The organism is Pseudomonas luteola NBRC 103146 (genome assembly GCF_002091675.1).
GTDB lineage: Bacteria > Pseudomonadota > Gammaproteobacteria > Pseudomonadales > Pseudomonadaceae > Chryseomonas > Chryseomonas luteola.
This window is the reverse complement of record NZ_BDAE01000019.1, coordinates 21641-46732: the sequence shown is the minus strand read 5'-3', so window position 1 is coordinate 46732 and position 25092 is coordinate 21641. Positions and strand designations below refer to the sequence as shown.

22 protein-coding genes and 2 tRNA genes are annotated in these 25092 nt (G+C 53.2%); 3 read left to right on the top strand and 21 right to left on the bottom strand.

Features of this window, described 5'->3' with window-relative positions:
• Positions 1–8 precede the first annotated feature (8 nt).
• From rimP to PLU01S_RS26685, 9 genes are all read right to left on the bottom strand, one after another.
• A complete protein-coding gene (gene rimP, locus PLU01S_RS18460; RefSeq protein WP_010796808.1) occupies positions 9–467 on the bottom strand; it encodes a ribosome maturation factor RimP in 459 nt (152 codons plus the stop codon).
• Positions 468–595: 128 nt separating this feature from the next.
• Positions 596–672: transfer RNA gene (locus PLU01S_RS18455), tRNA-Met, on the bottom strand.
• Positions 673–756: 84 nt separating this feature from the next.
• Positions 757–842 (bottom strand) — tRNA-Leu (locus PLU01S_RS18450).
• Positions 843–854: 12 nt separating this feature from the next.
• The gene (gene secG / locus PLU01S_RS18445; protein ID WP_074829474.1) at positions 855–1241 is read right to left on the bottom strand and encodes a preprotein translocase subunit SecG; all 387 of its coding nucleotides are present in this window, start codon (positions 1239–1241) and stop codon (positions 855–857) included.
• Positions 1241–1999: a triose-phosphate isomerase gene (gene tpiA, locus PLU01S_RS18440; protein WP_074829477.1), complete on the bottom strand. Its 759-nt coding sequence runs from the start codon at positions 1997–1999 to the stop codon at positions 1241–1243. The genes secG and tpiA overlap by 1 nt, the downstream gene beginning before the upstream one ends.
• A gap of 66 nt (positions 2000–2065) precedes the next feature.
• On the bottom strand, positions 2066–3403 hold the full coding sequence (gene glmM / locus PLU01S_RS18435) for a phosphoglucosamine mutase (RefSeq protein ID WP_010796805.1): 1338 nt from the start codon (positions 3401–3403) through the stop codon (positions 2066–2068).
• A gap of 15 nt (positions 3404–3418) precedes the next feature.
• Complete coding sequence (gene folP, locus PLU01S_RS18430; protein ID WP_074829480.1) at positions 3419–4267, bottom strand: dihydropteroate synthase; 849 nt, start codon at positions 4265–4267, stop codon at positions 3419–3421.
• Between the two features lie 7 nt (positions 4268–4274).
• Complete coding sequence (gene ftsH, locus PLU01S_RS18425) at positions 4275–6185, bottom strand: ATP-dependent zinc metalloprotease FtsH (protein WP_019366086.1); 1911 nt, start codon at positions 6183–6185, stop codon at positions 4275–4277.
• Positions 6186–6263: 78 nt separating this feature from the next.
• Positions 6264–6569 carry an SAM-dependent methyltransferase gene (locus tag PLU01S_RS26685; protein WP_376748341.1) on the bottom strand — a complete coding sequence of 102 codons (306 nt, stop codon included), beginning with the start codon at positions 6567–6569 and terminating at the stop codon, positions 6264–6266.
• A 267-nt stretch (positions 6570–6836) separates the two neighbouring features.
• On the opposite strand from PLU01S_RS26685, the gene yhbY reads away from it, so the two are divergent.
• Positions 6837–7148, top strand: a complete 312-nt coding sequence (gene yhbY, locus PLU01S_RS18415; RefSeq protein ID WP_010796801.1) for a ribosome assembly RNA-binding protein YhbY — start codon at positions 6837–6839, stop codon at positions 7146–7148.
• A gap of 179 nt (positions 7149–7327) precedes the next feature.
• Here the strand turns inward: yhbY and greA are convergent, their stop codons facing one another.
• The 8 genes from greA to grpE form a co-directional block, all read right to left on the bottom strand.
• On the bottom strand, positions 7328–7804 hold the full coding sequence (gene greA / locus PLU01S_RS18410) for a transcription elongation factor GreA (RefSeq protein ID WP_010796800.1): 477 nt from the start codon (positions 7802–7804) through the stop codon (positions 7328–7330).
• Positions 7801–11022 carry a carbamoyl-phosphate synthase large subunit gene (gene carB / locus PLU01S_RS18405; protein WP_010796799.1) on the bottom strand — a complete coding sequence of 1074 codons (3222 nt, stop codon included), beginning with the start codon at positions 11020–11022 and terminating at the stop codon, positions 7801–7803. The genes greA and carB overlap by 4 nt, the downstream gene beginning before the upstream one ends.
• 19 nt (positions 11023–11041) lie before the next feature.
• On the bottom strand, positions 11042–11701 hold the full coding sequence (leuE, locus tag PLU01S_RS18400; RefSeq protein WP_010796798.1) for a leucine efflux protein LeuE: 660 nt from the start codon (positions 11699–11701) through the stop codon (positions 11042–11044).
• Between the two features lie 3 nt (positions 11702–11704).
• The gene (gene carA, locus PLU01S_RS18395) at positions 11705–12841 is read right to left on the bottom strand and encodes a glutamine-hydrolyzing carbamoyl-phosphate synthase small subunit (protein WP_074829484.1); all 1137 of its coding nucleotides are present in this window, start codon (positions 12839–12841) and stop codon (positions 11705–11707) included.
• A 255-nt stretch (positions 12842–13096) separates the two neighbouring features.
• Positions 13097–13903 (bottom strand): 4-hydroxy-tetrahydrodipicolinate reductase, encoded by an 807-nt coding sequence (dapB, locus tag PLU01S_RS18390; RefSeq protein ID WP_010796796.1) that lies wholly within the window; start codon positions 13901–13903, stop codon positions 13097–13099.
• A gap of 60 nt (positions 13904–13963) precedes the next feature.
• A complete protein-coding gene (dnaJ, locus tag PLU01S_RS18385; protein WP_010796795.1) occupies positions 13964–15094 on the bottom strand; it encodes a molecular chaperone DnaJ in 1131 nt (376 codons plus the stop codon).
• A gap of 116 nt (positions 15095–15210) precedes the next feature.
• A complete protein-coding gene (gene dnaK, locus PLU01S_RS18380; protein ID WP_010796794.1) occupies positions 15211–17136 on the bottom strand; it encodes a molecular chaperone DnaK in 1926 nt (641 codons plus the stop codon).
• A 91-nt stretch (positions 17137–17227) separates the two neighbouring features.
• Positions 17228–17797, bottom strand: coding sequence for a nucleotide exchange factor GrpE (gene grpE, locus PLU01S_RS18375; RefSeq protein ID WP_010796793.1), 570 nt, complete (start codon positions 17795–17797; stop codon positions 17228–17230).
• A gap of 194 nt (positions 17798–17991) precedes the next feature.
• On the opposite strand from grpE, the gene recN reads away from it, so the two are divergent.
• A complete protein-coding gene (gene recN / locus PLU01S_RS18370; protein WP_074829489.1) occupies positions 17992–19659 on the top strand; it encodes a DNA repair protein RecN in 1668 nt (555 codons plus the stop codon).
• Between the two features lie 61 nt (positions 19660–19720).
• On the opposite strand, the gene fur is transcribed toward recN, so the two are convergent.
• The gene (gene fur, locus PLU01S_RS18365; protein ID WP_010796791.1) at positions 19721–20125 is read right to left on the bottom strand and encodes a ferric iron uptake transcriptional regulator; all 405 of its coding nucleotides are present in this window, start codon (positions 20123–20125) and stop codon (positions 19721–19723) included.
• 92 nt (positions 20126–20217) lie between these two features.
• On the opposite strand from fur, the gene PLU01S_RS18360 reads away from it, so the two are divergent.
• On the top strand, positions 20218–20766 hold the full coding sequence (locus PLU01S_RS18360) for an outer membrane protein assembly factor BamE (protein WP_010796790.1): 549 nt from the start codon (positions 20218–20220) through the stop codon (positions 20764–20766).
• Positions 20767–20830: 64 nt separating this feature from the next.
• Here the strand turns inward: PLU01S_RS18360 and PLU01S_RS18355 are convergent, their stop codons facing one another.
• The 3 genes from PLU01S_RS18355 to yccS form a co-directional block, all read right to left on the bottom strand.
• The gene (locus PLU01S_RS18355; protein ID WP_074829494.1) at positions 20831–21766 is read right to left on the bottom strand and encodes an NAD-dependent epimerase/dehydratase family protein; all 936 of its coding nucleotides are present in this window, start codon (positions 21764–21766) and stop codon (positions 20831–20833) included.
• Complete coding sequence (locus PLU01S_RS18350; RefSeq protein WP_010796788.1) at positions 21759–22658, bottom strand: sugar nucleotide-binding protein; 900 nt, start codon at positions 22656–22658, stop codon at positions 21759–21761. The genes PLU01S_RS18355 and PLU01S_RS18350 overlap by 8 nt, the downstream gene beginning before the upstream one ends.
• Positions 22659–22764: 106 nt before the next feature.
• On the bottom strand, positions 22765–24978 hold the full coding sequence (gene yccS, locus PLU01S_RS18345) for a YccS family putative transporter (protein WP_173869134.1): 2214 nt from the start codon (positions 24976–24978) through the stop codon (positions 22765–22767).
• Positions 24979–25092 lie beyond the last annotated feature (114 nt).

Genomic DNA, 25092 nt, shown 5'->3' with positions numbered 1-25092 from the left:
ATTTGCGCTTATTCAAATCGGGGAATGACATTAGCCTTATCGATCATCTCGACGGGAAGCAGATATTCATGGTCATCAACCTGAACCACGACATCCTGTTCTTCCACACCGCGCAAAAGGCCTTGAAAATTGCGGCGGCCTTCATAAGGCGAACGAAGCCTTATTTTTACTTGCTCACCGACAAAAGCGTTGAATTGCTCAAGAGTGAATAAAGGTCTATCCATACCTGGAGATGAAACCTCCAAGGTGTATTCGCCCGGAATAGGATCTTCTACGTCTAAAATCCCGCTAACTTGACGACTGACTTTTTCACAGTCCTCAACCAGAATTCCGTTTGAATGATCGATATAGACCCTTAGCAGAGAATGCCGGCCCTGGGAAATGTACTCGATGCCCCAGCATTCATAGCCAAGCGCTTCGATGACGGGGGCCAGCATGGCTTGCAACTGTTCTAGCTTGCTCGACACCTGGTTGCCTCACGCATGCTGTGCAAATAAAAAATGGGCGATAACGCCCATCCCTTGTGGTCGCTGCAAGAACGCACGACCTGATTGTTTAGCTAACAAAAAGCCCCTATAAAGGGGCCTTTGTTGACTGGTTGCGGGGGCAGGATTTGAACCTACGACCTTCGGGTTATGAGCCCGACGAGCTACCAGACTGCTCCACCCCGCGTCAAAGCTGGAGCGAAAGTATAAGAAAGAGTCTCTTTCAGGTCAATCTACTTACGCTCACGACACTATTTTCAGTGTTTAGATATGGTGCCGAAGATGGGACTCGAACCCATACAGCCGTTGGCCACTACCCCCTCAAGATAGCGTGTCTACCAATTCCACCACTTCGGCAAAAACTTCTTACTATTTCTGATTTCCCGGAACATCACCTTCTGAGGATGTCAAAGGTTTCTGCTGTGACATGGGAACATCATCATTTGCCGCAGGCTTCTGAACTTCAGGCGCCTGCTGCATGGCTGCAGGCTTAGGAAGTCCCACTTCCTGCAACGCGTTGGCTTTTTCCTTAGCGAAATAAGCCAAACCTAAACTAGTAGCAAAAAAAACCGCCGCCAGTATAGCAGTAAAACGACTCAAAAAGGTAGCAGAGCCTTGGCTTCCAAAAACAGTACCCGAAGCACCTGCACCAAAAGAAGCACCAGCGTCCGCACCTTTACCCTGCTGAAGAAGAACCAGGACAACCAGCCCCAGCGCCATTAGCAGATGCACGACAACAACTAGAGTTTCTAACATCATTTACTTCCAGCAGCGTGATAAATCACGCCAAATTCATTCGCATTTAGGGAGGCTCCACCTACAAGCCCACCATCGATATCAGGCATACCGAACAATTCGGCAGCATTACCGCCCTTTACACTTCCACCGTATAGCAGCCGAACTTTATCAGCCACAACACTGCTATAAGAGCGGATAAACTGTCGCAGTTCCTGATGCACCGCCTGAGCTTCATCAGGAGTTGCTGTCAATCCTGTACCTATCGCCCATACAGGCTCATAGGCTACAACCGCAGACTCAAAAGCCTCGATACCCAGCACATCTATTACAGATTTGAGCTGCCCTTTAACAACGTCAAAGGTTTTACCAGCTTCTCGCTGCTCTCGAGTCTCACCAACACAAAGGACCGGCACTATACCCATCTTTTGGGCTGAAGCAAACTTTTTTGCAACCGTATCGTCATCTTCCAGCAAGATCAAACGACGCTCGGAATGCCCTACAAGGACATATCCACAGCCCACATCACGCAACTGAGAAGCTGCTACCTCACCAGTGAGCGCACCTTGCTCAGGCTGCACGGCACAATCTTGTGCGCCGAGGCCTATACTACTATCCGCAAGGCCTACCTCTACCTGATCAATAAACAGAAATGGCGGAAACACTACCATCTCAACTTCATCAGACAAGGCGAGCTTACTCAACCCTTCTATCAGCTCGGCTACATCTGCACGTGTTCCGTGCATTTTCCAGTTACCAGCGACCAAAGGCTTGCGCATGCTAATGCCTCAGTGAGCGAAGTGGGCGCAGATATTATCTAAGTTCTTTTGCTTTGACAAGCCAAATCAAGCACATACCTCACTTACCAGCTTAGCCAAGGCTTCTGCATGCTTGTGAACCTGGCGTTCGTCGCTGCCTTCAACCATTACTCGAACAAGCGGTTCTGTTCCCGACTTACGCAGTAAAACACGCCCTTTACCCGCCATTTGCTCAGTCACTTCTGTACATGCTTTTTGTACGTCAGGATGCGCCAAGGGATCTACGTCTCCGGAGTAGCGCACATTGATAAGCACTTGAGGATACTTTTTGAGGCCCTTACGCGCCTCTGCCAATGTTTGCCCAGCGCGCCTCAATGCCATCAAAACCTGCAAAGCGGAAATAATGGCATCGCCCGTTGTGGTGTACTGGCAACATACAATGTGACCAGAACTCTCGCCACCTAGCGTCCATTTCTTGGACAAGAGCTCAGCCATGACATAGCGGTCGCCGACCTTGGCCCTGGCAAATGGAATTCCCAACTCAGCCAGACCAAGCTCCAACCCCAGATTGCTCATCTGAGTACCCACGACCCCACCATCAAGGCGATTGCGGCCCTTGAGATCCTTCGCAATCAGGAACAAGAGCTCGTCCCCATCAACGATTGCGCCTGTATGATCAACCATCAACACACGATCACCATCGCCATCAAAGGCAATACCAAGATCAGCATGCTGATCCCGCACAGCCTTCTGCAGCTCGCCTAAATGAGTAGAGCCGCAATTTTTGTTGATATTGAGACCATCTGGCTGAGCACCGATAACACTAACCTGAGCACCCAGCTCACGGAAGACACTTGGGGCAATCTTGTAAGTCGCACCGTGAGCACAGTCGACTACGATCCGCATACCAGCAAAACTGGTACCCGCTGGCACGCTACTTTTGCAGAACTCTATATAGCGCCCTGCGGCATCATTGATACGAGACACTTTACCGATGCGAGCAGACTCCACAACAGTCATCGGCTGATCCAGTAACTCCTCAATCATCAGCTCTACCTCATCAGGCAACTTAGTGCCCAACCCGGAAAAGAACTTGATCCCGTTATCGTAGAACGGGTTATGGGAGGCACTGATAACAATGCCGGCATTAGCCTGGAATGTACGTGTAAGATAAGCGATACCTGGCGTTGGCATCGGCCCTAAAAGCATGACATCTGCGCCAGCGGCTGAAAGGCCGGCCTCAAGTGCAGATTCGAACATATAACCAGAGTTACGCGTATCCTTACCTACTAAGACACGACAGATACCCTGACTACGAAACGCAATGCCCGCAGCCCATCCCAACTTCAACATAAAGTCAGGCGTAATGGGATACTCACCTACGCGACCACGAATTCCATCTGTTCCAAAATACTTTCTAGCCATTGCTATCGCCTTGCCTTAAGCCTGCTCTACCGCAGCAATCATTTTTATAACATCAACCGTCTGCTCTACATCATGCACCCGGATAATACTGGCTCCCTTGGCAACCGCGAGTGCAGCTAAAGCGAGACTGCCATATAAACGCTCTTCGACAGGTTTGGTCAGGACCGCCCCGATCATGCTCTTACGTGAAACGCCTACTAACAGCGGCAACGCCAGCTCAAACAACTCTGGCATACGCTTGAACAGAACAAGGTTATGCTCAAGCGTTTTGGCAAACCCGAAGCCAGGATCAAGAATAAGTTGGTCGCGACGAATTCCCTCATTTTCACAAGCAGCAACCCGCTTACTCAAGAAGGCAATCACATCGGTAACCACATCCTCATAATGAGGGTTTTGCTGCATTGTCCCAGGCTCACCCTGCATATGCATCAGACAGACAGGTAGGCCTGTTGCAGCGGCAGCCTCAAGCGCACCGGGACGCTTCAAGGCACGCACGTCATTAATCAGTCCCGCCCCCACCTTTGCACTTTCAAGCATCACCTGAGGTGAAGAGGTATCAACCGAAATGATAACGTCCAATTCTTTGGATATAGCTTCAACTACAGGCACTACCCGACTGAGCTCTTCGTCCTCTGAAACAGCAGGAGCTCCAGGCCTTGTTGACTCGCCGCCAATATCAACAAGGGTGGCACCTGCCAATACCAAAGCACGCGCATGAAACAGCGCGCTATCCAAGGTATTGAACCGGCCGCCATCAGAAAAGGAATCAGGGGTGACATTAAGGATCCCCATAACATGGGGATGTGATAAATCAAGAACCCGACTGCCGCAAAGCAGTCGGGTTTGGATTGAAACAGGAATCATGGAGAAATTAGTGCTCGCCTGCCGGTCCACCTATTGGTGTTTCGGGACGACTATCTCCTTGAGTAGCATTAGTGCCGGTAGGACCTGAACCGTCCTGCCAATCACGCGGCTCCCTCGGTACACGACCTGCCATGATGTCGTCGATCTGATCAGCATCAATTGTCTCGTACTTCATCAAAGCGTCAGACATCATTTCCAGCTTGTCTCGATTCTCATCCAACAGACGCTTGGCTGTGTTGTAACAGTCATTGATGATTCGCCGGATTTCAGAGTCGATCTCTTTGGCTGTCTCACCTGACATGCTGCCGCTACCACCACCCGAACCACGACCCAGGAAGCTTTCACTTTCTTCCTCACCGTAGAGTAGCGGGCCGAGCTTTTCAGACAAGCCCCACTTGGTGACCATATTGCGAGCCAACTGAGTAGCGCGCATGATGTCATTCGAAGCGCCAGTAGTGACACCTTCGAAGCCAAGCGTCATCTCCTCAGCGATTCGTCCTCCAAACAGCGAGCAGATCTGACTCTCCAACGCCCGCTTGGACAGACTGTAACGATCCTCCTCAGGCAGGAACATGGTTACACCTAAAGCGCGTCCACGAGGAATAATCGAGACCTTGTAGACAGGGTCATGCTCAGGCACCAGGCGACCTACGATAGCGTGCCCCGCCTCGTGATAAGCAGTGTTGCGCTTCTCCTTCTCGGACATGACCATTGTCTTGCGCTCTGCGCCCATCATGATCTTGTCTTTGGCCAACTCGAATTCACGCATATCTACAGTGCGCTTATTGGAACGCGCTGCAAATAGAGAGGCTTCGTTTACCAGATTGGCAAGGTCAGCGCCCGAAAACCCCGGGGTGCCACGCGCAATAACAGCGGCATCCACACGATCTCCCATTGGAACTTTCCGCATGTGAACCTTAAGGATTTGCTCACGACCACGAATATCTGGAAGACCTACTACGACCTGACGATCGAAGCGACCCGGGCGTAGTAAAGCAGGGTCAAGTACATCAGGACGGTTGGTAGCAGCTATGACGATAATACCGTCATTCATTTCGAAGCCGTCCATCTCAACCAGCAATTGGTTCAGGGTCTGCTCACGCTCATCATGACCACCGCCCATACCCGCTCCACGGTGGCGGCCAACCGCATCGATCTCGTCGATAAAAATAATGCAGGGCGCATGTTTTTTCGCCTGATCAAACATGTCACGAACGCGGCTAGCACCAACGCCCACGAACATTTCAACGAAGTCGGAACCTGAAATAGTGAAAAAAGGTACCTTGGCCTCACCGGCAACAGCCTTTGCCAACAGGGTCTTGCCTGTACCGGGCGGACCTACCATCAGCACACCACGAGGAATACGTCCACCCAGACGCTGAAACTTACCGGGGTCACGCAGAAACTCTACCAGCTCGGTAACTTCTTCTTTCGCCTCATCACAGCCAGCAACGTCTGCGAACGTTGTTCGCACCTGATCTTCAGATAGTAGTCGAGCCTTGCTCTTGCCGAAGCTCATGGGGCCGCCGCGTCCACCTGCGCCGCCTTGCATCTGCCTCATAAAGAACATGAACACGGCAATGATCACCAGAATCGGGAAGCTCGCTACAAGTAGCTGCGTCCAGATGCTCTGCTGTTCAGGCATTTTGCCTTCAATGACCACATTATTGTTGACCAGATCACCAATCAGACCGTTGTCCTGAATAGCAGGCCGAACCGTCTTGAACGTATCGCCGCCACGATGTTTCCCCGTGATGACGTAACCGTCGACAGTCACACGCTCAACCTGACCGTCCTTCACTTGTTGAATGAAGTCAGAATAATTGAGCGTTTGCGGCTCATTGGGACTGGAGAAATTGTTCATCACCGTGACCAGTACGGCCGCGATGATGAGCCACAGAATCAGATTCTTTGCCATATCGTTCAATTGACTACCCTCTGAGCCGGCTTCGCTTGGAACCGTTCGTATCGAAACCGGCTATTGGCCGGTAAGTTACTACACAACGCTGACGCTGAGCAGCGGCCGTCTGTAACCCTTTATGAGATCCGTCGCTCTTCTCACTTTAGCTGAGACTTTCAGAAGAGTCTGCCGTTGCATCTGACTGCGCGTTACCTTTAAGCCTCGCACCAGCAAATACTGCTCATGCAGACGATCTTGTGACGCAGAAGACGTGCGCATAACAACCTTGTCGAAGTTCTCCCGCTCCAGCTTCAGGTAACTGCCAAACCCCTCGTCTTGAAATATTTTGATTAAGAATTCACCAGCCGGACGCAGTAGACACTGCGCAAGATCAGGCGCCAGCTTACAAAATATTTAGCTTGCAGCTGACTTACTGCACTCAAACCCCACATATTGGGGCCCTATCAGAAATAACAAGGTCTTCGGAAGCTCCACTAGTCGCCTTGCCAATTCGTTCAAAACTTTATGTTGCGCGAAAACACTCTGAACAATGTTACCTGAGCAAAAACACGCTGCTTTTCTGATCGAGCCACGCGTACTTTATCCTGTCCTTCTGGGCTATACCTAGCCGCTAGGGTACAATAGATACCTTTTCTCTGGGGTTTAATTATGGCTCTCAATCAAGAGCAGAAAAAGCAATTCAAATCTATCGGACACCATTTAAAGCCTGTATTGATAGTAGGTGAAAATGGTCTTACTGAAGGTGTACTGGCTGAGCTTGAGCGGGCACTCAACGATCATGAACTCATCAAGGTCAAGTTCAATTTAAGTGAGCGCGAAGATCGGCGAACCCTAATGGAAGAACTTTGCCAGTCCGCCAAATGCGACCTGATTCAGACCATTGGCAAAATGGCACTTATCTATCGCAAGGCTCAGCCGCAGAACCGTTCGCTTTCAAACGTAGTCCGCCACAGCCTGTAATGCCCGGGACGAATCAGGCATACAGATAACTGCATTCTGTCTGATGGGAAGAGAAAGCAGGCCCACCTTGGGCAGACCTCTCACCTTAATGCTTGTTCGGCAAGTCATCTTTTGACAACCTGCCTACCCGCCTCCAATCGCTACCTCAAGGGAAGCGATTGGACAGCTGGCTACCTACATCAGATATGACGCACTTCGACGATTTCGTATTCAACATCGCCACCCGGGGTCTTGACGATCACCGCGTCGCCCTCTTGCTTGCCGATTAATGCGCGAGCAATTGGAGAACTAACCGAGATCTTGCCAGACTTTATATCTGCCTCGTCGTCACCAACGATCTGATACGTCACCGACTCGTCCGTATCAACGTTTATGATCTCAACGGTTGTACCAAAAATCACCTTGCCCGAGCGCGGAATCGTTGTGATATCGATTACCTGGGCATTGGATAAACGCCCTTCGATATCACGAATACGCGCCTCGACCATACCCTGCTGCTCGCGAGCCGCATGATATTCCGCATTTTCTTTCAAATCACCCAGCTCGCGCGCCTCGGCAATCGCCTGTGTAATTTGGGGACGAAGCTCCGTCTTGAGATGCTTGAGCTCTTCCTCCAGGGCGCGAGCGCCCTGGATTGTCATAGGATATTTGTTCATGCCTTGATTCCTGCATGTAAATCTTGAAGCCGGCGCACAGTCTTTTCTGCACCAAACTTCAAAGCTTCACAAATCGCCTGGCCGCCTGCAAGCGTTGTCGTGCAGCAGATCTTGTGTTGAAGCGCATTCCGGCGAATTGAGTAGGAGTCAGCAATAGACTGACGACCTTCGGTTGTATTGATCACCAATGTAATTTCATCATTCTTGATCATGTCGACAACGTGTGGGCGACCTTCAGTCACCTTGTTAACACGGCGAACCGGCAGGCCAGCTTCCTCAATGACACGGGCCGTACCAGCCGTAGCAACAACCTCAAAGCCCAGCTCAACCAGCTCTTTAGCCACTTCAGCGACAAAAGGCTTATCGTCATCCCGAACACTGATAAAGGCACAACCACTATTGGGAAGGATCTCACTCGCACCCAACTGGGCTTTCGAGAATGCCTCGGCGAAGCTGTCGCCTACGCCCATGACCTCTCCGGTAGATTTCATTTCTGGGCCGAGAAGCGGATCGACGCCAGGGAATTTGGCGAAGGGGAACACTGCCTCCTTAACACTGTAATAAGGCGGAATGATCTCCTTGGTAAACCCGATCTCTTCCAGGGTTTTACCCGCCATTACACGTGCCGCTACCTTGGCCAGTGACTCGCCAATGCACTTGGAAACGAATGGCACTGTACGGGAGGCACGCGGGTTTACTTCCAGCACATAAACATCGTTCCCCTGAAGGGCCAACTGCACGTTCATCAGTCCGACCACGCCAAGCTCCAGCGCCATTTTCCGGATCTGCTCACGCATTTCATCCTGTATGTGTGCCGGCAGGGAGTACGGAGGCAATGAGCACGCCGAATCACCCGAGTGGATACCTGCCTGCTCGATGTGCTGCATGATAGCGCCAATGACTACGTCCTTGCCGTCACATACTGCATCCACGTCTACTTCTATCGCGCAGTTCAGGAAGTGATCCAGCAACACTGGGCTATCATTGGACACCTGCACCGCTTCGCGCATGTAGCGCTTGAGCTCTTCTTCTTCGTAAACGATTTCCATGGCACGGCCACCCAACACATATGAAGGGCGAACCACCAACGGATAACCGATACGCTTGGCACCAGCAATCGCTTCTTCTTCGCTGCGAGCAGTAGCATTCGGCGGCTGGCGCAGATTCAAACGCTCGATCATCTGCTGGAAGCGCTCACGATCCTCAGCACGATCGATTGCATCGGGACTGGTACCGATAATCGGAACCCCGGCCTCCTCCAGCGCGCGAGCCAGCTTCAACGGTGTCTGGCCACCGAACTGAACGATTACACCCTTAGGCTGCTCGACACGCACGATTTCCAACACGTCCTCAAGCGTAACCGGCTCAAAATACAGGCGGTCAGACGTGTCGTAATCCGTCGACACGGTTTCGGGGTTGCAGTTGATCATGATGGTTTCGTAACCATCTTCACGCATAGCCAGAGCCGCATGAACACAGCAGTAGTCGAACTCGATACCTTGTCCGATACGGTTGGGGCCACCCCCAATCACCATGATCTTGTCACGGCTGGATGGGTTGGCCTCACACTCCTCCTCATACGTGGAGTACATGTACGCAGTGTCGGTCGCGAACTCTGCGGCGCAGGTATCGACACGCTTGTAGACCGGGAGCACTTCCAGCTTGTAGCGATGGCGACGCAGGCTTTTTTCCGTCACACCGAGCAGCTTGGCCAGACGTGCGTCCGAGAAGCCCTTGCGCTTGAGCTTCCACATGAGATTACGATCGACATCCGCCAACCCCAGGGTTTTGACCTTTTCTTCATCCTTGATCAGGTCCTCGATCTGCACCAGGAACCACGGATCGATCTTGGTCAGCTCAAACACACGCTCAACGCTCAGACCACGACGGAACGCATCTCCGACGTACCAGATACGCTCTGCGCCAGGCACTGTAAGTTCGCGCTTGAGAATGCTATCGGCTTCAGGATCTTCTGGATTGAGCTTGGGATCAAATCCATTTACGCCAACCTCCAGGCCACGCAATGCTTTTTGGACCGATTCCTGGAAGGTACGACCGATCGCCATTACCTCACCCACTGACTTCATCTGGGTAGTCAGGCGAGCATCAGCCTTAGGGAATTTCTCAAAGGCAAAGCGCGGTATCTTGGTTACGACATAATCGATAGCCGGCTCGAACGATGCCGGGGTGCGCCCACCGGTAATGTCGTTCTGCAGCTCGTCCAGCGTGTAGCCAACTGCGAGTTTGGCTGCAATTTTGGCAATCGGGAAACCAGTGGCCTTGGATGCCAGCGCTGAAGAGCGGCTGACACGTGGGTTCATCTCGATGACAACCATGCGACCTGTATCAGGGCAGATACCGAACTGCACGTTGGAGCCACCGGTTTCTACACCAATTTCACGCAGCACCGCCAGGGAGGCGTTACGCATGATCTGGTATTCCTTATCGGTTAGCGTCTGCGCAGGCGCAACGGTGATGGAGTCGCCCGTATGCACCCCCATAGGATCGAAGTTTTCGATGGAGCAGACGATGATGCAGTTGTCCTTTTTGTCGCGGACAACTTCCATTTCGTATTCTTTCCAACCGATCAGAGACTCATCGATCAAAAGCTCGTTGGTTGGTGAAAGGTCCAGACCGCGAGAGCAAATCTCTTCGAATTCTTCACGGTTATAGGCAATACCGCCACCACTGCCACCCATAGTGAAGGATGGGCGGATGATGCAAGGGAAACCAACCTGCTCCAGCACGCCGTACGCCTCTTCCATGCTGTGGGCAATACCCGAGCGCGGACAGGCCAGGCCGATGGCACGCATGGCCTTGTCGAAACGGGAGCGGTCCTCTGCCTTATCAATCGTATCAGCATTGGCACCGATCATTTCGACGCCAAACTTTTCCAGGACGCCATGACGCTCAAGGTCCAGCGCACAGTTCAACGCTGTCTGGCCACCCATGGTAGGCAGCAGCGCGTCAGGGCGCTCTTTCTCAATGATTTTAGCTACCGTCGCCCACTTGATAGGCTCGATGTAGGTCGCATCAGCCATGGATGGGTCAGTCATAATGGTGGCCGGATTGGAGTTCACCAGAATGACGCGGAAACCTTCTTCTTTCAGGGCCTTACAGGCCTGTGCACCGGAGTAATCGAATTCGCAGGCCTGGCCGATAACGATAGGGCCGGCACCGAGGATCAGGATGCTCTTTATGTCTGTACGCTTGGGCATGGGATTCTCGTTGCAGTAATCAAGTCAGAGTTGCGGTCGCCAGCTTCACACCAAAGCCAACGAATAATGCGCCTACACCAGTATTGGCACTGGCGGCGAGCCGCTGCCGCTGGCGGAACCAGGCCGCCAAACGCACACCGGTAAAAATCAGAAAACTGAGGTATATCGCGCTAATCACTTCAAGAATCAGCCCGAGCACCCCGAATGCCAACCCTGGATGAGCGTACCCGGGATCGACAAACTGTATGAAGAAAGACACAAAGAACAAAATGGCCTTTGGATTCGACAAACTCAATAGAAGTGCCTTTCTAAAAGGCTTGTCGATGCCCTCTTCTTGAGTCTGCTGCTCAATGGGCGACAGGGGATAACGCCACTGACGCCAAGCGCCACGTAATATTCCTACACCTAGATACAGTAGATAAGCTGCGCCCAGGTACTTGAGTCCCATGAAAAACAGGGGCTCGGCTTTCAGGAGTGAGGCTACTCCCAACGCGGATAGCGTCATAAGCAACGCATCCCCAAAGAAGACGCCAAAGGCAGCACGATAACCGGCTGCCACGCCTCTTCTTGCAGAGGACGCCAGCACAAAGAGGGAGTTGGGACCGGGCAGCAATACGACGAAAATCACACCCGCTATATATGTCCAAAGGTCAGTGATACCCAACTCCGACCAGGCCATTTATTAACGCCGCCCCGCCATGGCATTGATGAAGCGATCAAACAGTGGCGCCACATCATGCGGCCCCGGACTTGCTTCCGGATGACCCTGGAAGCTGAACGCGACCTTATCAGTACGCTCGATGCCCTGGAGGGTACCGTCGAACAGCGACTTGTGAGTTGCACGAACGTTGCCCGGCAATGTCGCTTCATCTACAGCAAAGCCGTGGTTTTGACTGGTGATCATCACAACACCCGTATCGAGGTCCTGCACCGGGTGGTTTGCACCATGGTGCCCGTTAGGCATTTTCACTGTACGCGCACCAGAGGCCAACGCTAAAAGCTGATGCCCCAAGCAGATACCGAAAACGGGAATGTCTGTTTCGAGCACTTCCTGAATAGCCTGGATTGCATAATCACAAGGCTCAGGATCTCCCGGACCATTGGCTAGGAATATACCATCAGGATTTAACGCCAAGGCTTCGCTGGCTGGGGTTTGCGCGGGCAGAACAGTAATTCGGCAGCCGCGAGCAACCAACATCCTGAGGATGTTGTATTTGACACCGTAGTCAAACGCAACCACATGGTAAGGCAACTGGTCAGCCGGAATCTCTGGAGCACTATCTGTCTCCAGCCCCCAAACAGAGCGGCGCCATTCGTAGGACTGCTTGACGCTCACCTCTTTGGCAAGATCCATTCCCTTGAGGCCTGGGAACGCACGGGCTGCTTCAAGCGCCTGCGCCTCAGTGATGTCATCACCTGCAAGAATGCAGCCGTTTTGAGCGCCCTTTTCACGCAGAATCCGGGTCAGCTTGCGGGTATCAATTCCAGCAATGGCTACGGTCTGATTGGCACGAAGATAGTCAGGAAGTGACTGCTTGTTACGCCAGTTGCTGGCTACCAGGGGAAGATCACGAATAATCAGGCCGGAGGCCCATACCTGATTGGCCTCACTGTCTTCAGGTGTCGTACCGGTGTTGCCAATGTGAGGATAAGTAAGGGTTACGAGTTGCTTGGCATAGGAAGGATCGGTGAGGATTTCCTGATAGCCGGTCATAGCGGTATTAAACACCACCTCACCGACTGTAAGACCGTCGGCACCGATGGATTCTCCGTGGAAAATCGTGCCATCGGCAAGTGCGAGAATGGCTGGCTTAGTCAAGAGACCTCCCAAAATCTAGTCTGAAGAGGCAAACGCAGGTTGTAAAAAAGCGGGATGTGGTATGAACCGCATCCCGCTTTTTTATTAGATCATGCTGCGCTGGCTTTAGTGGACACACTAAAGCTGCATGATACGGAAATTACTTGAGAAAATCCATACTTATTGATGCAGCTCATCGCCTTAGATGCCAAAACGAAACTAGATAATCTAAAGCACCTCTAAGCGCATCCCATAAGTGCCTAGCGAAAAGATAACTCAACGCAGCCCTAAAACATCCTGCATATCGTAAAGGCCAGGCTCTTTCCCCTCCAGCCACAGCGCCGCGCGGACCGCACCCTTTGCAAAGGTCATGCGACTTGACGCCTTGTGGGTAATCTCGACTCGCTCGCCCTCGGCAGCAAACAATACCGTATGGTCTCCAACCACATCTCCCGCCCGCACAGTAGCAAAACCAATTGTCTTGCGGTCACGTGCTCCGGTTTGACCTTCACGACCGTATACAGCCACCTCATTCAGATCTCGGCCCAAGGCCTGCGCAACGACTTCGCCCATACGCAACGCTGTACCGGAAGGAGCATCAACTTTATGCCGGTGGTGAGCCTCAATGACTTCAATGTCAACTTCATCTCCAAGCACACGAGCAGCCGTGTCAAGAAGCTTCAAACACAGGTTGACGCCTACACTGAAATTGGCTGCAAACACGATCGGAACCTGTTTACTCGCCTCCATGAGCATAAGTTTCTGCTCTGCAGTAAAGCCGGTGGTCCCAATGACCATGGCTTTGCCTGCCTGACGGCAATAAGTCAGATTCTGTAGCGTTACGGTTGGATGAGTAAAATCAATCAGCACATCGAACTCATCGGCAACCCGCGCCAGATCGCCAGATAAAGGCACACCGATACGACCAATGCCAGCCAACTCACCGGCATCCGCTCCAACCAAGGTACTGTCAGGACGATCCACCGCTGCCGTCAGTCCCGCCGCGCCACTGGTTTGCTGCACGGCTTCAACCAGCGTCTTACCCATGCGCCCGGCGGCGCCCATTACTGCTATACGTCGCATTGTTATGCTCCATGCCGCTAGCAACAGGCCGACACGCCGCCAGGCCTGTGCCCGCCTAGCTTATAGATCGTCGAAAAACCGCTTCATACCATCGAACCACCCACTGGCACGCGGCGAGTGCGAGCTATTGCCTTGAAGTGTATTACGGAACTCTTCGAGCAGCTCACGCTGGCGCTTGTCCAGATTAACAGGCGTCTCGACCACCACACGGCACATCAGATCACCCGCACCACCCCCGCGCACAGGCACAACACCCTTACCGCGCAAGCGGAACATTTTGCCTGTCTGGGTGGCTTCTGGAATCTTGAGCTTCACGCGGCCGTCGAGCGTTGGCACCTCTAGTTCGCCTCCCAGCGCCGCATCGGCAAAGCTGATCGGCACTTCACAATAGAGATGCTTACCGTCACGTTGGAAGATGGCATGCTCACGAACGTTCACAACCACGTATAGATCGCCGGCCGGGCCACCCATTGTTCCCGCCTCGCCCTCGCCAGAAAGGCGGATGCGGTCACCGGTATCAACACCTGCCGGAACCTTGACCGACAGCGTCTTCTGCTCTTCGATACGCCCCTGACCATGACAGGTCTGGCATGGCTCAGGAATGATCTTGCCAGTGCCATGACACCGCGGACAGGTCTGTTGAACCGAAAAGAAGCCTTGCTGCATGCGAACCTGACCAATACCACCACAGGTCGTACAGGTAGTTGGCGACGTGCCGGGCTTTGCACCGCTGCCATCACAGGTCTTACACCCGACCAGTGTTGGGACACGGATCGTGACATTAGTGCCACGTACAGCCTCTTCAAGGTCTAGATCCAGCGTATAACGCAGGTCTGCGCCACGCTGCGGACCACCACGTCCGCCTCCACGAGCGTTACCAAAGAAATCACTAAACACATCGCCAAATATGTCGGAGAAGCTGGCGCCTGCTGCTCCGGCGCCGAAGCCACCAGCCCCCATGCTGGGATCAACCCCTGCATGCCCATATTGGTCGTATGCAGAGCGCTTACCCGCATCAGACAGCACTTCATAGGCCTCATTGGCCTCTTTGAATTTTTCCTCAGCGGCCTTATCGCCCGGATTACGGTCCGGGTGATATTTCATCGCAAGGCGCCTGTAAGCCTTTTTCAGGTCAGCATCACTAGCGCCACGCTCGACACCAAGAATCTCGTAATAATCACGCTTGGCCATAAGTTTCCTGCACCTTCATTTTTCAACCCTCCAGACACGCCAACGCGGGAGGCAGGCTCCCGCGCAGCGGATCAGGCAGGTCAAGTGACCTGCCGGGGCTCAAGCAAGCGCGAGGCTTACTTATTGTCCTTGACCTCTTCGAACTCGGCATCCACAACGTCATCGCCGGCAGGCTTGTCGCTGTTGGTATCTGCCTTGGCTGCGCCTTCTGCATTTGGAGCAGGCTGCTCAGCATACATCTTCTGAGCCAACGGAGCAGAAGCCTGAGACAAAGCGTTCATCTTGGCCTCGATGGCCTCTTTGTCATCACCCTTCACCGCTGCTTCAAGCTCACCAAGCGCTTTTTCGATGGCCGCTTTTTCGTCAGCGCTCGCCTTGTCACCCGCTTCGGTAAGCATCTTGCGAGTGCCGTGCGCCAGCGCATCGCCCTGGTTACGTGCAGTTACCAGCTCTTCGAACTTACGGTCCTCATCAGCATTGGCCTCGGCATCACGAACCATCTGCTGGATCTCTTCTTCGGAAAGACCAGAAGACGCCTTGATGACAATGGACTGCTGCTTACCAGTGGCCTTGTCCTTGGCAGACACATGCAGAATGCCGTTGGCATCAATATCGAATGTGACCTCGATCTGCGGTACGCCGCGGGGTGCTGGCGGAATCTCAGCCAGGTCAAACTTACCCAGGGACTTGTTCTGTGCAGCCTGCTTACGCTCACCCTGCAGCACATGAATAGTCACAGCGCTCTGGTTATCATCTGCCGTCGAGAACACCTGCGACTTTTTGGTTGGAATCGTAGTGTTTTTCTCGATCAGCGGAGTCATCACGCCGCCCATGGTTTCGATGCCCAGCGTCAGCGGACTTACGTCCAGCAGCAGAACATCTTTAACGTCACCTGCCAGTACGGCACCCTGAATCGCAGCGCCGATAGCTACCGCTTCGTCAGGATTGACATCTTTACGTGCTTCTTTGCCAAAGAACTCAGCTACACGCTTCTGAACCAGAGGCATACGCGTCTGACCACCAACCAGGATCACCTCATCGATGCTGGACACATCGATACCGGCATCCTTCAGTGCCGTACGGCAGGGCTCGATGGTGCGCTCGACCAAGTCCTCAACCAGCGACTCCAGCTTGGCACGGGAGATCTTCACGTTCAGGTGCTTGGGACCTGTTGCGTCTGCGGTAATGTACGGCAGGTTCACATCAGTCTGTTGAGCAGAAGAAAGCTCGATCTTGGCTTTCTCAGCAGCTTCTTTCAGACGCTGCATAGCTAGCGGATCACCCTTGAGGTTGATGCCGCTTTCTTTTTTGAATTCGTCTACCAGATAGTCGATCAGACGAATATCGAAGTCTTCACCACCCAGGAAGGTATCACCATTGGTCGCCAGTACTTCGAACTGGTGTTCCCCATCCACTTCCGCGATTTCAATCACGGACACGTCGAAGGTACCGCCACCCAGATCGTACACGATAACGGTGTGGTCGCCCTTGGCCTTGTCCAGGCCATACGCCAGCGCAGCAGCCGTCGGCTCGTTGATGATTCGCTTAACATCCAAGCCTGCGATACGACCGGCATCCTTGGTAGCCTGACGCTGGCTATCATTGAAGTAGGCCGGAACGGTAATTACCGCTTCGCTTACTGTCTCGCCCAGGTAATCCTCGGCGGTTTTCTTCATCTTCTTCAGCACTTCGGCAGAAATCTGCGGAGGAGCCATCTTCTGGCCCTTCACTTCTACCCACGCATCACCATTGTCTGCCTTGACGATGCTGTAAGGCACCATCTGGATATCTTTCTGTACCACATTCTCTTCGAAGCGGCGGCCGATCAGACGCTTGACGGCGTACAGCGTGTTTTGCGGGTTAGTCACCGCCTGACGCTTAGCAGGCTGACCTACCAGTGTTTCGCCATCGTTGGTGTAGGCAATAATGGACGGCGTGGTGCGAGCGCCTTCAGCGTTCTCAAGCACCTTTACATTGCCGTTTTCGAGGATGGCCACGCAGGAGTTGGTCGTCCCCAGGTCGATACCAATGATCTTACCCATGTTCACTCTCCAGAAATCTTGATTCCGTGCGATCCGTCTGCGGATCTTTTTTGCTCGGTTGTTTCACCAAATGGGGATCGAGCAGATTATTTCAAGCCTTTTCGTTAATTGTCGGCTGCTGACTCGAAGGCGCCTTGCTGACAACCACCATGGCCGGACGCAACAGGCGTCCATTGATGGAATAGCCCTTCTGGAAAACTTTCAGCACACTGCCCGGCTCGACATTGGCACTTTCCTCCATTGCCATAGCCTGATGATGCTCTGGATTAAAGGGCGCACCATGCGGATCAATAACCTCTACCTGGTAACGCTTGAGCGTGTCCTGGAAAACCTTGAGCGTCAGCTCCATGCCTTCACGCATAGGGCGCAGCGCCTCGTTGTTGGCATCCGACATCTCAAGACCACGCTCAAGGCTATCGATCACAGCCAATAGGTCGCCCGCGAACTTTTCCAAGGCAAACTTGTGCGCTTTCTCGACATCCTGCTCAGCGCGGCGACGGACGTTCTGCAACTCAGCTGCGCTACGCAGCATCTGATCTTGTGCAGCCGCTAGCTGCTCTTCCAATGACGCTACGCGAGCAGCCAGGTCATCTCCCTGAGAAGCCTGGGCGTCTTGATTGGTTTCAGGCTTTTGAATATCTGGATTTTGTTCGTCAGCCATGTCGTCCTCCTGTCGAATCAGTTGGCAGGCGAGGCACCATATAAAGCGCTGCAAAGCCTGCGGTTCTGCCCGCTATATGGGGCCGGCATTTAAAGCTTCAAGGGTTGAGCTTATTGCCAGAACGAAAAGAAAAACTGTATAAATGAACATCACTGAATAAATAACCAGATCAACAGATTTCGGAGCCCACCCACATGCTGGTGCATCTGTCCGTCCGTAATTACGCGATTGTTGAACATCTCGATCTTGAACTTGAGCGTGGCATGACAGTGATTACCGGCGAAACGGGCGCCGGCAAATCGATCATGCTCGATGCGCTCGGCCTTACCATGGGCGACAGGGCAGATAGCGGCGTAGTACGCCCTGGCGCTGACAAGGCGGACATCCTGGCCACCTTTGATCTGAAACGCATCCCCGAGGCGCAAAGCTGGCTGGCCGAGCGAGACCTTGATAATGATGGGCTGTGTATTTTGCGTCGTGTTATTACAGCCGAAGGTCGCTCGCGGGCCTACATCAACGGGTCGCCCTGCCCTCAAGGGGATCTTAAGGCATTGGGCAGCCTGCTCATCGACATCCATAGCCAGCATGAACATCAGTCACTGCTGAAAACGGATACCCATCGCCGCTTGCTGGATGAATTTGCCGAGGCAAAAGAGCTGGCACGCCAGGTACAGCTGGCTTCACAGCGGTGGCGCCAGACCAAGCAAACCCTTGAGCGACTGTCGAGTAGCAGTGAAGAACAACGAGCTCGCTATCAGTTGCTGAGTTACCAGCTTGAAGAGCTGGCAAATCTCGCTTTGAGCGAAGGGGAAATCGAAGCACTTGAACAGGAGCAGAAGACACTAGCCAGCGCAGAGCAGCTTCTTGTTGCCTGTCGTCAGGTCATCGACCTATGCAGTGAGGGTGAAGGCGGCAACGTCCTGTCGGCCCTGAACACAAGCACTCACCGCCTGGGCGGATTCAGTCATGCGCCCAAAGCGCTGGAGGAAGCGACAAACCTGATTGGTTCGGCGCAGATACAGATCGAAGAAGCCGTGTCCGAACTCAACCGCTTTATCGATAACTTCGAGGCCGATCCAGAGCGCCAACAGGTAGTACAGGAGCGCCTGGATGCCATTTACACCATGGCGCGTAAACATCGCGTACAGCCCGAAGAGCTTGTTCACTTGCAGACACAACTTCAGAGTGAGCTCGAGTCGCTTAATGCTGATGATGCAGCGGTTGAGCGCCTCCAGGAAGAGCTGGCAGCGTATGCACGTCATTATCAGGAAAAGGCCAATGAACTGAGCGAACGGCGACAAACCCGTGCGCCCGAATTGGCGGCAGCCGTAGAGACAGAGATGCAGCGCCTCGGCATGCCTGGCGGTCGCTTCTCTATTACGCTACAGCCTGAATCCTCAGACGACCTGCAACCTTACGGTCAAGAAACGGTGGAGTTTCGCGTAAGCGCAAACCCAGGTCAGCCCTTGAAACCTCTGGCCAAGGTAGCGTCAGGAGGCGAGCTGTCTCGTATCAGCTTGGCCATTCAGGTCATCACAGCCCAGACGTCACGCGTCCCTACGCTTGTATTCGACGAAGTGGATGTAGGGATCGGCGGGCCTACCGCTGAAATTGTAGGTCAATTGCTACGACGCCTCGGCGAAGATGGACAGGTTTTAACCGTTACTCACCTACCACAAGTAGCGGCTCAGGGACATCACCACCTCTTTGTTCACAAGGAGCGTGGCGTCAGTGAAACACGGACGGCGGTTGCGATACTCGACAAACAGCGCCGCATTGAGGAAGTGGCCCGCATGCTAGGGGGCATCGACCTGACGCGCGAATCCCTTGCGCATGCCAAAAAGATGGTTACAGCGAAATAACAGCGTTAAGACGAAACAAAAACAGCGGCAAAGGCCGCTGTTTTTTATTGCGCAGCAAGGCTTATTTTCTTTTTTTGACGTACAGCACAAGATTGTGATCGACCAGCTCATAGCCGTGCTCTTCAACAATCTCACGCTGACGCTTTTCGATTGAGGCATCTGTGAACTCGATGACCTCGCCTGAGTCTACACACACCATGTGATCGTGATGTCCCGTATCTGCCAGCTCAAACACAGCATGGCCACCATCGAAATTGTGGCGATCCACCAGTCCAGCGGCTTCAAACTGGGTCAATACACGATAAACAGTAGCGAGCCCGACATCCTCGCCGGCCTCCATTAACGCCTTGTATACATCTTCAGCACTCATATGGCGCTGACCGGCGGAATCCAGCATTTGCAGGATCTTGACCCTTGGAAGAGTCACTTTTAGCCCGGCTTTACGGAGCTCGTTATTTTCAACCATGTTCTTTCTCGGCTTCGAACGCTTCGCAGCACTTCGGAATGCAGGTATGATCAGAGTTCATTGCCTAGCAAGATAGTGGAAGTCTTCCCCCGATGCAAAACCTCAAGCTAACGCTGACCGGGCTTACCTTTCTGAGCCTCGCCACGCTCGCCGGATGTTCTTTTCCGGGGGTCTACAAAATTGATATCCAGCAGGGCAACGTTGTCACGCAGGACATGATAGACCAGCTTCGCCCAGGAATGACCCGACGACAAGTAAGGTTTATCATGGGGAGCCCCCTGATTACCGATACTTTTCACGCTAATCGCTGGGATTACCTCTATAGCATGCAGCCGGGTGGCGGTCAGCGCCAGCAGGAGCGTGTGAGCCTGGTTTTCGATGACAGCGATCATCTTGTAGGCCTCGCCGGCGACTTCAAACCGGGTGTTACCCGGGAGCAGGAAATCATGGGCACAGACGGTCAAACCGCTGCTCCAGAGACTTCCAGCCCAGCGGACCAGCCCGCTCAACAACAACCTCAGCAGCCGGTTGATCAACCGCCAGCACCTGGCTCAGTTGAAGAGCAGATCCAGCAGGAAATCGATAGAACACAGTCGACTCCAGTCCCTACGCCAGCCCCTATTGATACACAGAACGAATAGATTCCATTATCTATTTCAAATAAAAAAGCCCCGGTTGACGGGGCTTTTTTATGGGGCGCCATGGTTAGCTGTCTGTCTTTAACAACAGGCTCAGCCCCTCACGCATAGACGTAACGTGATCAAAAGTGAAATATGCCTTGAGACGCGAGTTATCTGCTTTTGAATGACGGATATCACCTGCGCGTGTTGCTGCATGTGTGATCTTGGGAAGACCGCCTACTAAGTCGCCAACTTCCTGTAACAATTGATTCAGGCTAACGACTTGGCCGTGTCCTACGTTGACAGGCCCAACCACGGGTTCAGCGCTTTCAAGACCCTGGACAATAAGCCCTACCAGATCGCCCACATATACAAAATCGCGGGTCTGCTCGCCATCGCCGTAAACGGTTATTGGCTCTCCCTGACGTGCTCGATCCGTAAAAATACTGATGACCCCCGAATATGGTGAAGACGGATCCTGCCGAGGGCCATATATATTGAAGAACCGGAAGACGACCGGCTCCAGAGCGTGCTCACGGCGGTAGAAATCAAAGTAATACTCGCCAGCCAGCTTATCAGCTGCATAGGGCGTAAGCGGCGCCTTGGGCGTTTCCTCGGCAATGGCCTGCCCTTCTCCGTTCGGCCCATATACCGCAGCACTTGAAGCAAAAACCACACGGCGAACATGATGCTTGCGCATGGCTTCGCAGACATTCAACGTGCCTATAAAATTGCTCTGATGTGTACTAACTGGGTTGTCTACCGACGCCTGAACCGAGGCGACAGCTGCCAAATGCACAACAGCACAGCAACCTGTCATCGCTTGGTGAACCGTATCGGTATCGGCCACGTCCCCTTGAATGATTTCCAACCAAGCATTATCTGCTGGGAGATTGTCCCGTTTACCGGTAGAGAAATCGTCCAGTACCCGGACATGTTTGCCTTTGGCTAGTAGCACATCAACCAGATGAGAACCGATGAACCCGGCTCCGCCCGTTATGAGAATTGGTTGCTCAGTCATGGCGACTTCCTGTTTGCCGATAATAACGGTCCAGCAAAGCGGACATTCCGCTACGCCAGTTACGCGGCTTGACGCCAAACGTGTTCAAAATCTTTCTGCAAGCTAACACTGCATTTTGCGGCTCTTCAGAAGCATCAAGAGTCGCGCCATGAGCTCTTGGCTCAAGGTTCGGCTCTGGCATCCCGTGCAGAGTCAGGGCCTCGGCAATAATCGCCTGTCCCAGCGTCAATTGAGTAACAGCCTCAATACCGCCGTAATGATAGGTCCCCCACAGAGGAGCACTGCAATCCAGTTGCTTGATGACGGCTAGGATAACCCGCCCGGCGTCATCGACAGGGGTTGGGCTTCCACGACGGTCATCAGCAAGCGGCATCAATTGCCCTACCTCAGCCCGCGACAGGAAACGGTCCAGTTCACCTTGCGGGCTTTCATCCAGAAGCCATCCCAATCGCAACAGAACATGCTGGGGGCACAAGGCACGTACTGTTTGCTCTATAGTCAATAGCGCCTGTCCGCGCACACCAAGAGGATTGGGCTCATCTTTCTCGCTATACGCACTCGCTCTACTCCCATCGAAAACACGGTAGCTGGAGGGCTGTATCAAGGCAATTGAGTAATGTTGGCAGAGTTCAGCCAGCCGCTCGATAGCGCTGGCCTGCCGAGAGAGCTGGTCATCATCGACGTGCTCGGCCTGAAACCAGTCGAAATAATAGGCCAGGTTGATAATTACATCGGGACGGGTGTCATCAAGCAACTGAGTCAGGTGGCTGGCGTTCCAGCCCTGCGCTGGCGGACGAGGTGCAAGAAAGTGAATATCTTCTTCAGCACCCAGACGGATCAGCGCCTGACCCAGGGCATTACCGCCGCCCAACAGCATGAGGCGCATGCGCATGGAGTTCGGGTATCTTCCAAAATCTAATCATAAATGGCGTGCCTGAAAACAGGCACGCCGACAGTGTCATCATTGTGCAGCATAGCGGAAGCTTTCGTCATCCGCGTCAGGATGGGACAGCCTCAACGGTTGTCTCATCTTCGGTATTTTCTTTTGGCGCACGTAGCACATAGGCCGCTGCGCTCTTGAGGTTGGGTAGCAGACGGCTGATCAAGGCCAATTGGGTCAGTACCAGACGATGCCCATCGTCAAGATCATCCGGAAACTGTTCCAGCTCATCAGCCAAGGCATTTTCTTCTTCTGCCGTAGGCACCAGAGAACGCCGCTCATTGAGCGCTTGGGCTATTTCAAGCAGCCCTGCGCTCAAGCGGTCCATGGCTTTTTCAATCAGGACATCTACGGGATGCTCAGCCAGCTGTATACGGTGAGCCCCTAATGCTGAGAGATAACCCAACAAGGTATTGGATAACGCCAGAAAGCGAAACCCTGCCTCTAAATTACGGCGAAAATGCCCAGGCTCTCGCAACATGTTAGCCAGTGCTGCCGATAACGTCGCGTCTGCGTTGTGTACGTTACGCCGCGCCACCCGGTAGTTCAGATCATCCCGCTTGCCGTGGCGATACTGGTCGATAACGCTACGCAGGTAGTTATTGCTGGTCAGCAGTGTGTTGGCCATCACCTGATGCAAGCGTCTTCCCTGCCAGTCGGGCAAGATAAAGAAGACAGCCAATACTGCAATTAGGCAACCGATAAGGGTATCGATCAGACGCGGCCAGATCAGGCCGAAACCATCGCCCACCTGGTTGAAGCAGAACAGCACCATGACCGTGATAGCCGCTGTGGCGATGGTATATCGATCGGTCCGGGTCACGAAAAAGACCGTACCTGCGATAACCGCCAACGACAGCTGAGCCTCGGTACTGCCAAAAAGCTGCAGCAAGGCATTTCCCAACAATAGACCTATGACGGTACCCACTATTCGCTGAACCAGGCGCACCCGTGTAGCGCCATAATTTGGACGGCATACGAAAACAGTCGTGAGCAATATCCAATAGCCGTAGTTCGGGTGAATCAGATGCAAGATGCCATAGCCGGCAGCCAGAGCAATAGCCATTCTCAGCCCATGGCGAAACAGAAGCGATGTTGGCGTAAGTTGCAGCCGTATGCGTTGCAACATGTCCTTGAGGGAGCGCGGCGTTGGATCAAGCAGGCTGGTATCCAACTCTCCTATATTGACATCAGGCTGGCTGGCATTGGAAAGCTGGCGCTCCAGAGTCGTCAGATTGGTGGATAACGAATCCAGAGAACGTAACAGCCCACGCCAACGGGGGTTGTTCTGCTGTTTGAGGTGTTCGATCGATGCGTGCAGATCAGCCATAGCCTGATGACTCTGCTGGCCATACTCAAAGGGCTGACGCAATCGAGTAGCCTCACCTAGCAAGGCACAAGCCTTTGCCTGCAGACTCAGCAAGCGCTGGCAACGAAACAGCACATCGCTATGGAAAAACGCCTCGGTCAATGCGCTATAAGGATAATGGGAAGAGCTGGCCCGCTCGTGAATATCCTGAGCCATGAAATAGAGCTTGAAATAGAACCCCGAACGTACGCCTGGTCTACCTGAGCGGCCAAAGCGAATCAGAATAGTGGCCTTGGCCTTGTTCAGTGCATCGACAACACGCCCATTCTGCTGCGCCAGTTTCAAACGGCGCTCATGGAGATCTACCTGACGCACCGGCTCAAGCAGATCAGCCTTGTAGCGTAGAAAGAGACCCAGTTCATAATACAAAGCTGCTAGGTGCTGCCGCACCGGCTGATGCGCAAACAAGGCACACCATAGCACCGATAGAAAGCCGTACCACGTGGCACCCGCCAACAGAAGCGCGGGCTCATGCCAGATCGGCACCTCGCCTCCAAGCCGCTGATCCACACCGATCATTCCGTAGATGGACAAGATCACTGTTGCTTGGGCTATTGAGCCATACCTCTCGCCAAGCGCGCCCAGCAACGTCAACAAGAATGTAGCCAGCGCCAGCCCGCAGACAAAGATCCAAGGATAGGGGAACAGTATCTCCACAGAAAATGCAGCGATGGCAAAGCAGACCAGCGTTACCAGCAGGGACTTCAGTCGTCCCAGCCAATTGTCATCGGTCTCAGCCAGGGCACTGGCAATAATTCCGAGAAAGACAGGAGAAATGGAGCGTAGATCCCCTAGATACCAGCATACGGCCATAGCCCCTGTCAGGGCGACAAACACACGAACACTGTAGCTGGCCTTATCATGGGCCCACAAATGACGCAGAGGTTTGCCGAATAAAGTCATAGTGAGGCTTCGTTAGCTCCGTTGTGCCTCTTCAGCGAGGCTGTTACCAATAGACGCTGGGCAAAGAGGAAAAGACATCCTACAGATGAAAGTGTTTTTATTGTTTCCAGGCCA

Coding starts and splice junctions, on each gene's coding strand:
- secG (WP_074829474.1), bottom strand. CDS start 1,241: ATGTTAGAAACTCTAGTTGTTGTCGTGCATCTGCTAATGGCGCTGGGG.
- tpiA (WP_074829477.1), bottom strand. CDS start 1,999: ATGCGCAAGCCTTTGGTCGCTGGTAACTGGAAAATGCACGGAACACGT.
- glmM (WP_010796805.1), bottom strand. CDS start 3,403: ATGGCTAGAAAGTATTTTGGAACAGATGGAATTCGTGGTCGCGTAGGT.
- folP (WP_074829480.1), bottom strand. CDS start 4,267: ATGATTCCTGTTTCAATCCAAACCCGACTGCTTTGCGGCAGTCGGGTT.
- ftsH (WP_019366086.1), bottom strand. CDS start 6,185: ATGGCAAAGAATCTGATTCTGTGGCTCATCATCGCGGCCGTACTGGTC.
- yhbY (WP_010796801.1), top strand. CDS start 6,837: ATGGCTCTCAATCAAGAGCAGAAAAAGCAATTCAAATCTATCGGACAC.
- greA (WP_010796800.1), bottom strand. CDS start 7,804: ATGAACAAATATCCTATGACAATCCAGGGCGCTCGCGCCCTGGAGGAA.
- carB (WP_010796799.1), bottom strand. CDS start 11,022: ATGCCCAAGCGTACAGACATAAAGAGCATCCTGATCCTCGGTGCCGGC.
- leuE (WP_010796798.1), bottom strand. CDS start 11,701: ATGGCCTGGTCGGAGTTGGGTATCACTGACCTTTGGACATATATAGCG.
- dapB (WP_010796796.1), bottom strand. CDS start 13,903: ATGCGACGTATAGCAGTAATGGGCGCCGCCGGGCGCATGGGTAAGACG.
- dnaJ (WP_010796795.1), bottom strand. CDS start 15,094: ATGGCCAAGCGTGATTATTACGAGATTCTTGGTGTCGAGCGTGGCGCT.
- dnaK (WP_010796794.1), bottom strand. CDS start 17,136: ATGGGTAAGATCATTGGTATCGACCTGGGGACGACCAACTCCTGCGTG.
- grpE (WP_010796793.1), bottom strand. CDS start 17,797: ATGGCTGACGAACAAAATCCAGATATTCAAAAGCCTGAAACCAATCAA.
- recN (WP_074829489.1), top strand. CDS start 17,992: ATGCTGGTGCATCTGTCCGTCCGTAATTACGCGATTGTTGAACATCTC.
- fur (WP_010796791.1), bottom strand. CDS start 20,125: ATGGTTGAAAATAACGAGCTCCGTAAAGCCGGGCTAAAAGTGACTCTT.
- PLU01S_RS18360 (WP_010796790.1), top strand. CDS start 20,218: ATGCAAAACCTCAAGCTAACGCTGACCGGGCTTACCTTTCTGAGCCTC.
- PLU01S_RS18355 (WP_074829494.1), bottom strand. CDS start 21,766: ATGACTGAGCAACCAATTCTCATAACGGGCGGAGCCGGGTTCATCGGT.
- PLU01S_RS18350 (WP_010796788.1), bottom strand. CDS start 22,658: ATGCGCATGCGCCTCATGCTGTTGGGCGGCGGTAATGCCCTGGGTCAG.
- yccS (WP_173869134.1), bottom strand. CDS start 24,978: ATGACTTTATTCGGCAAACCTCTGCGTCATTTGTGGGCCCATGATAAG.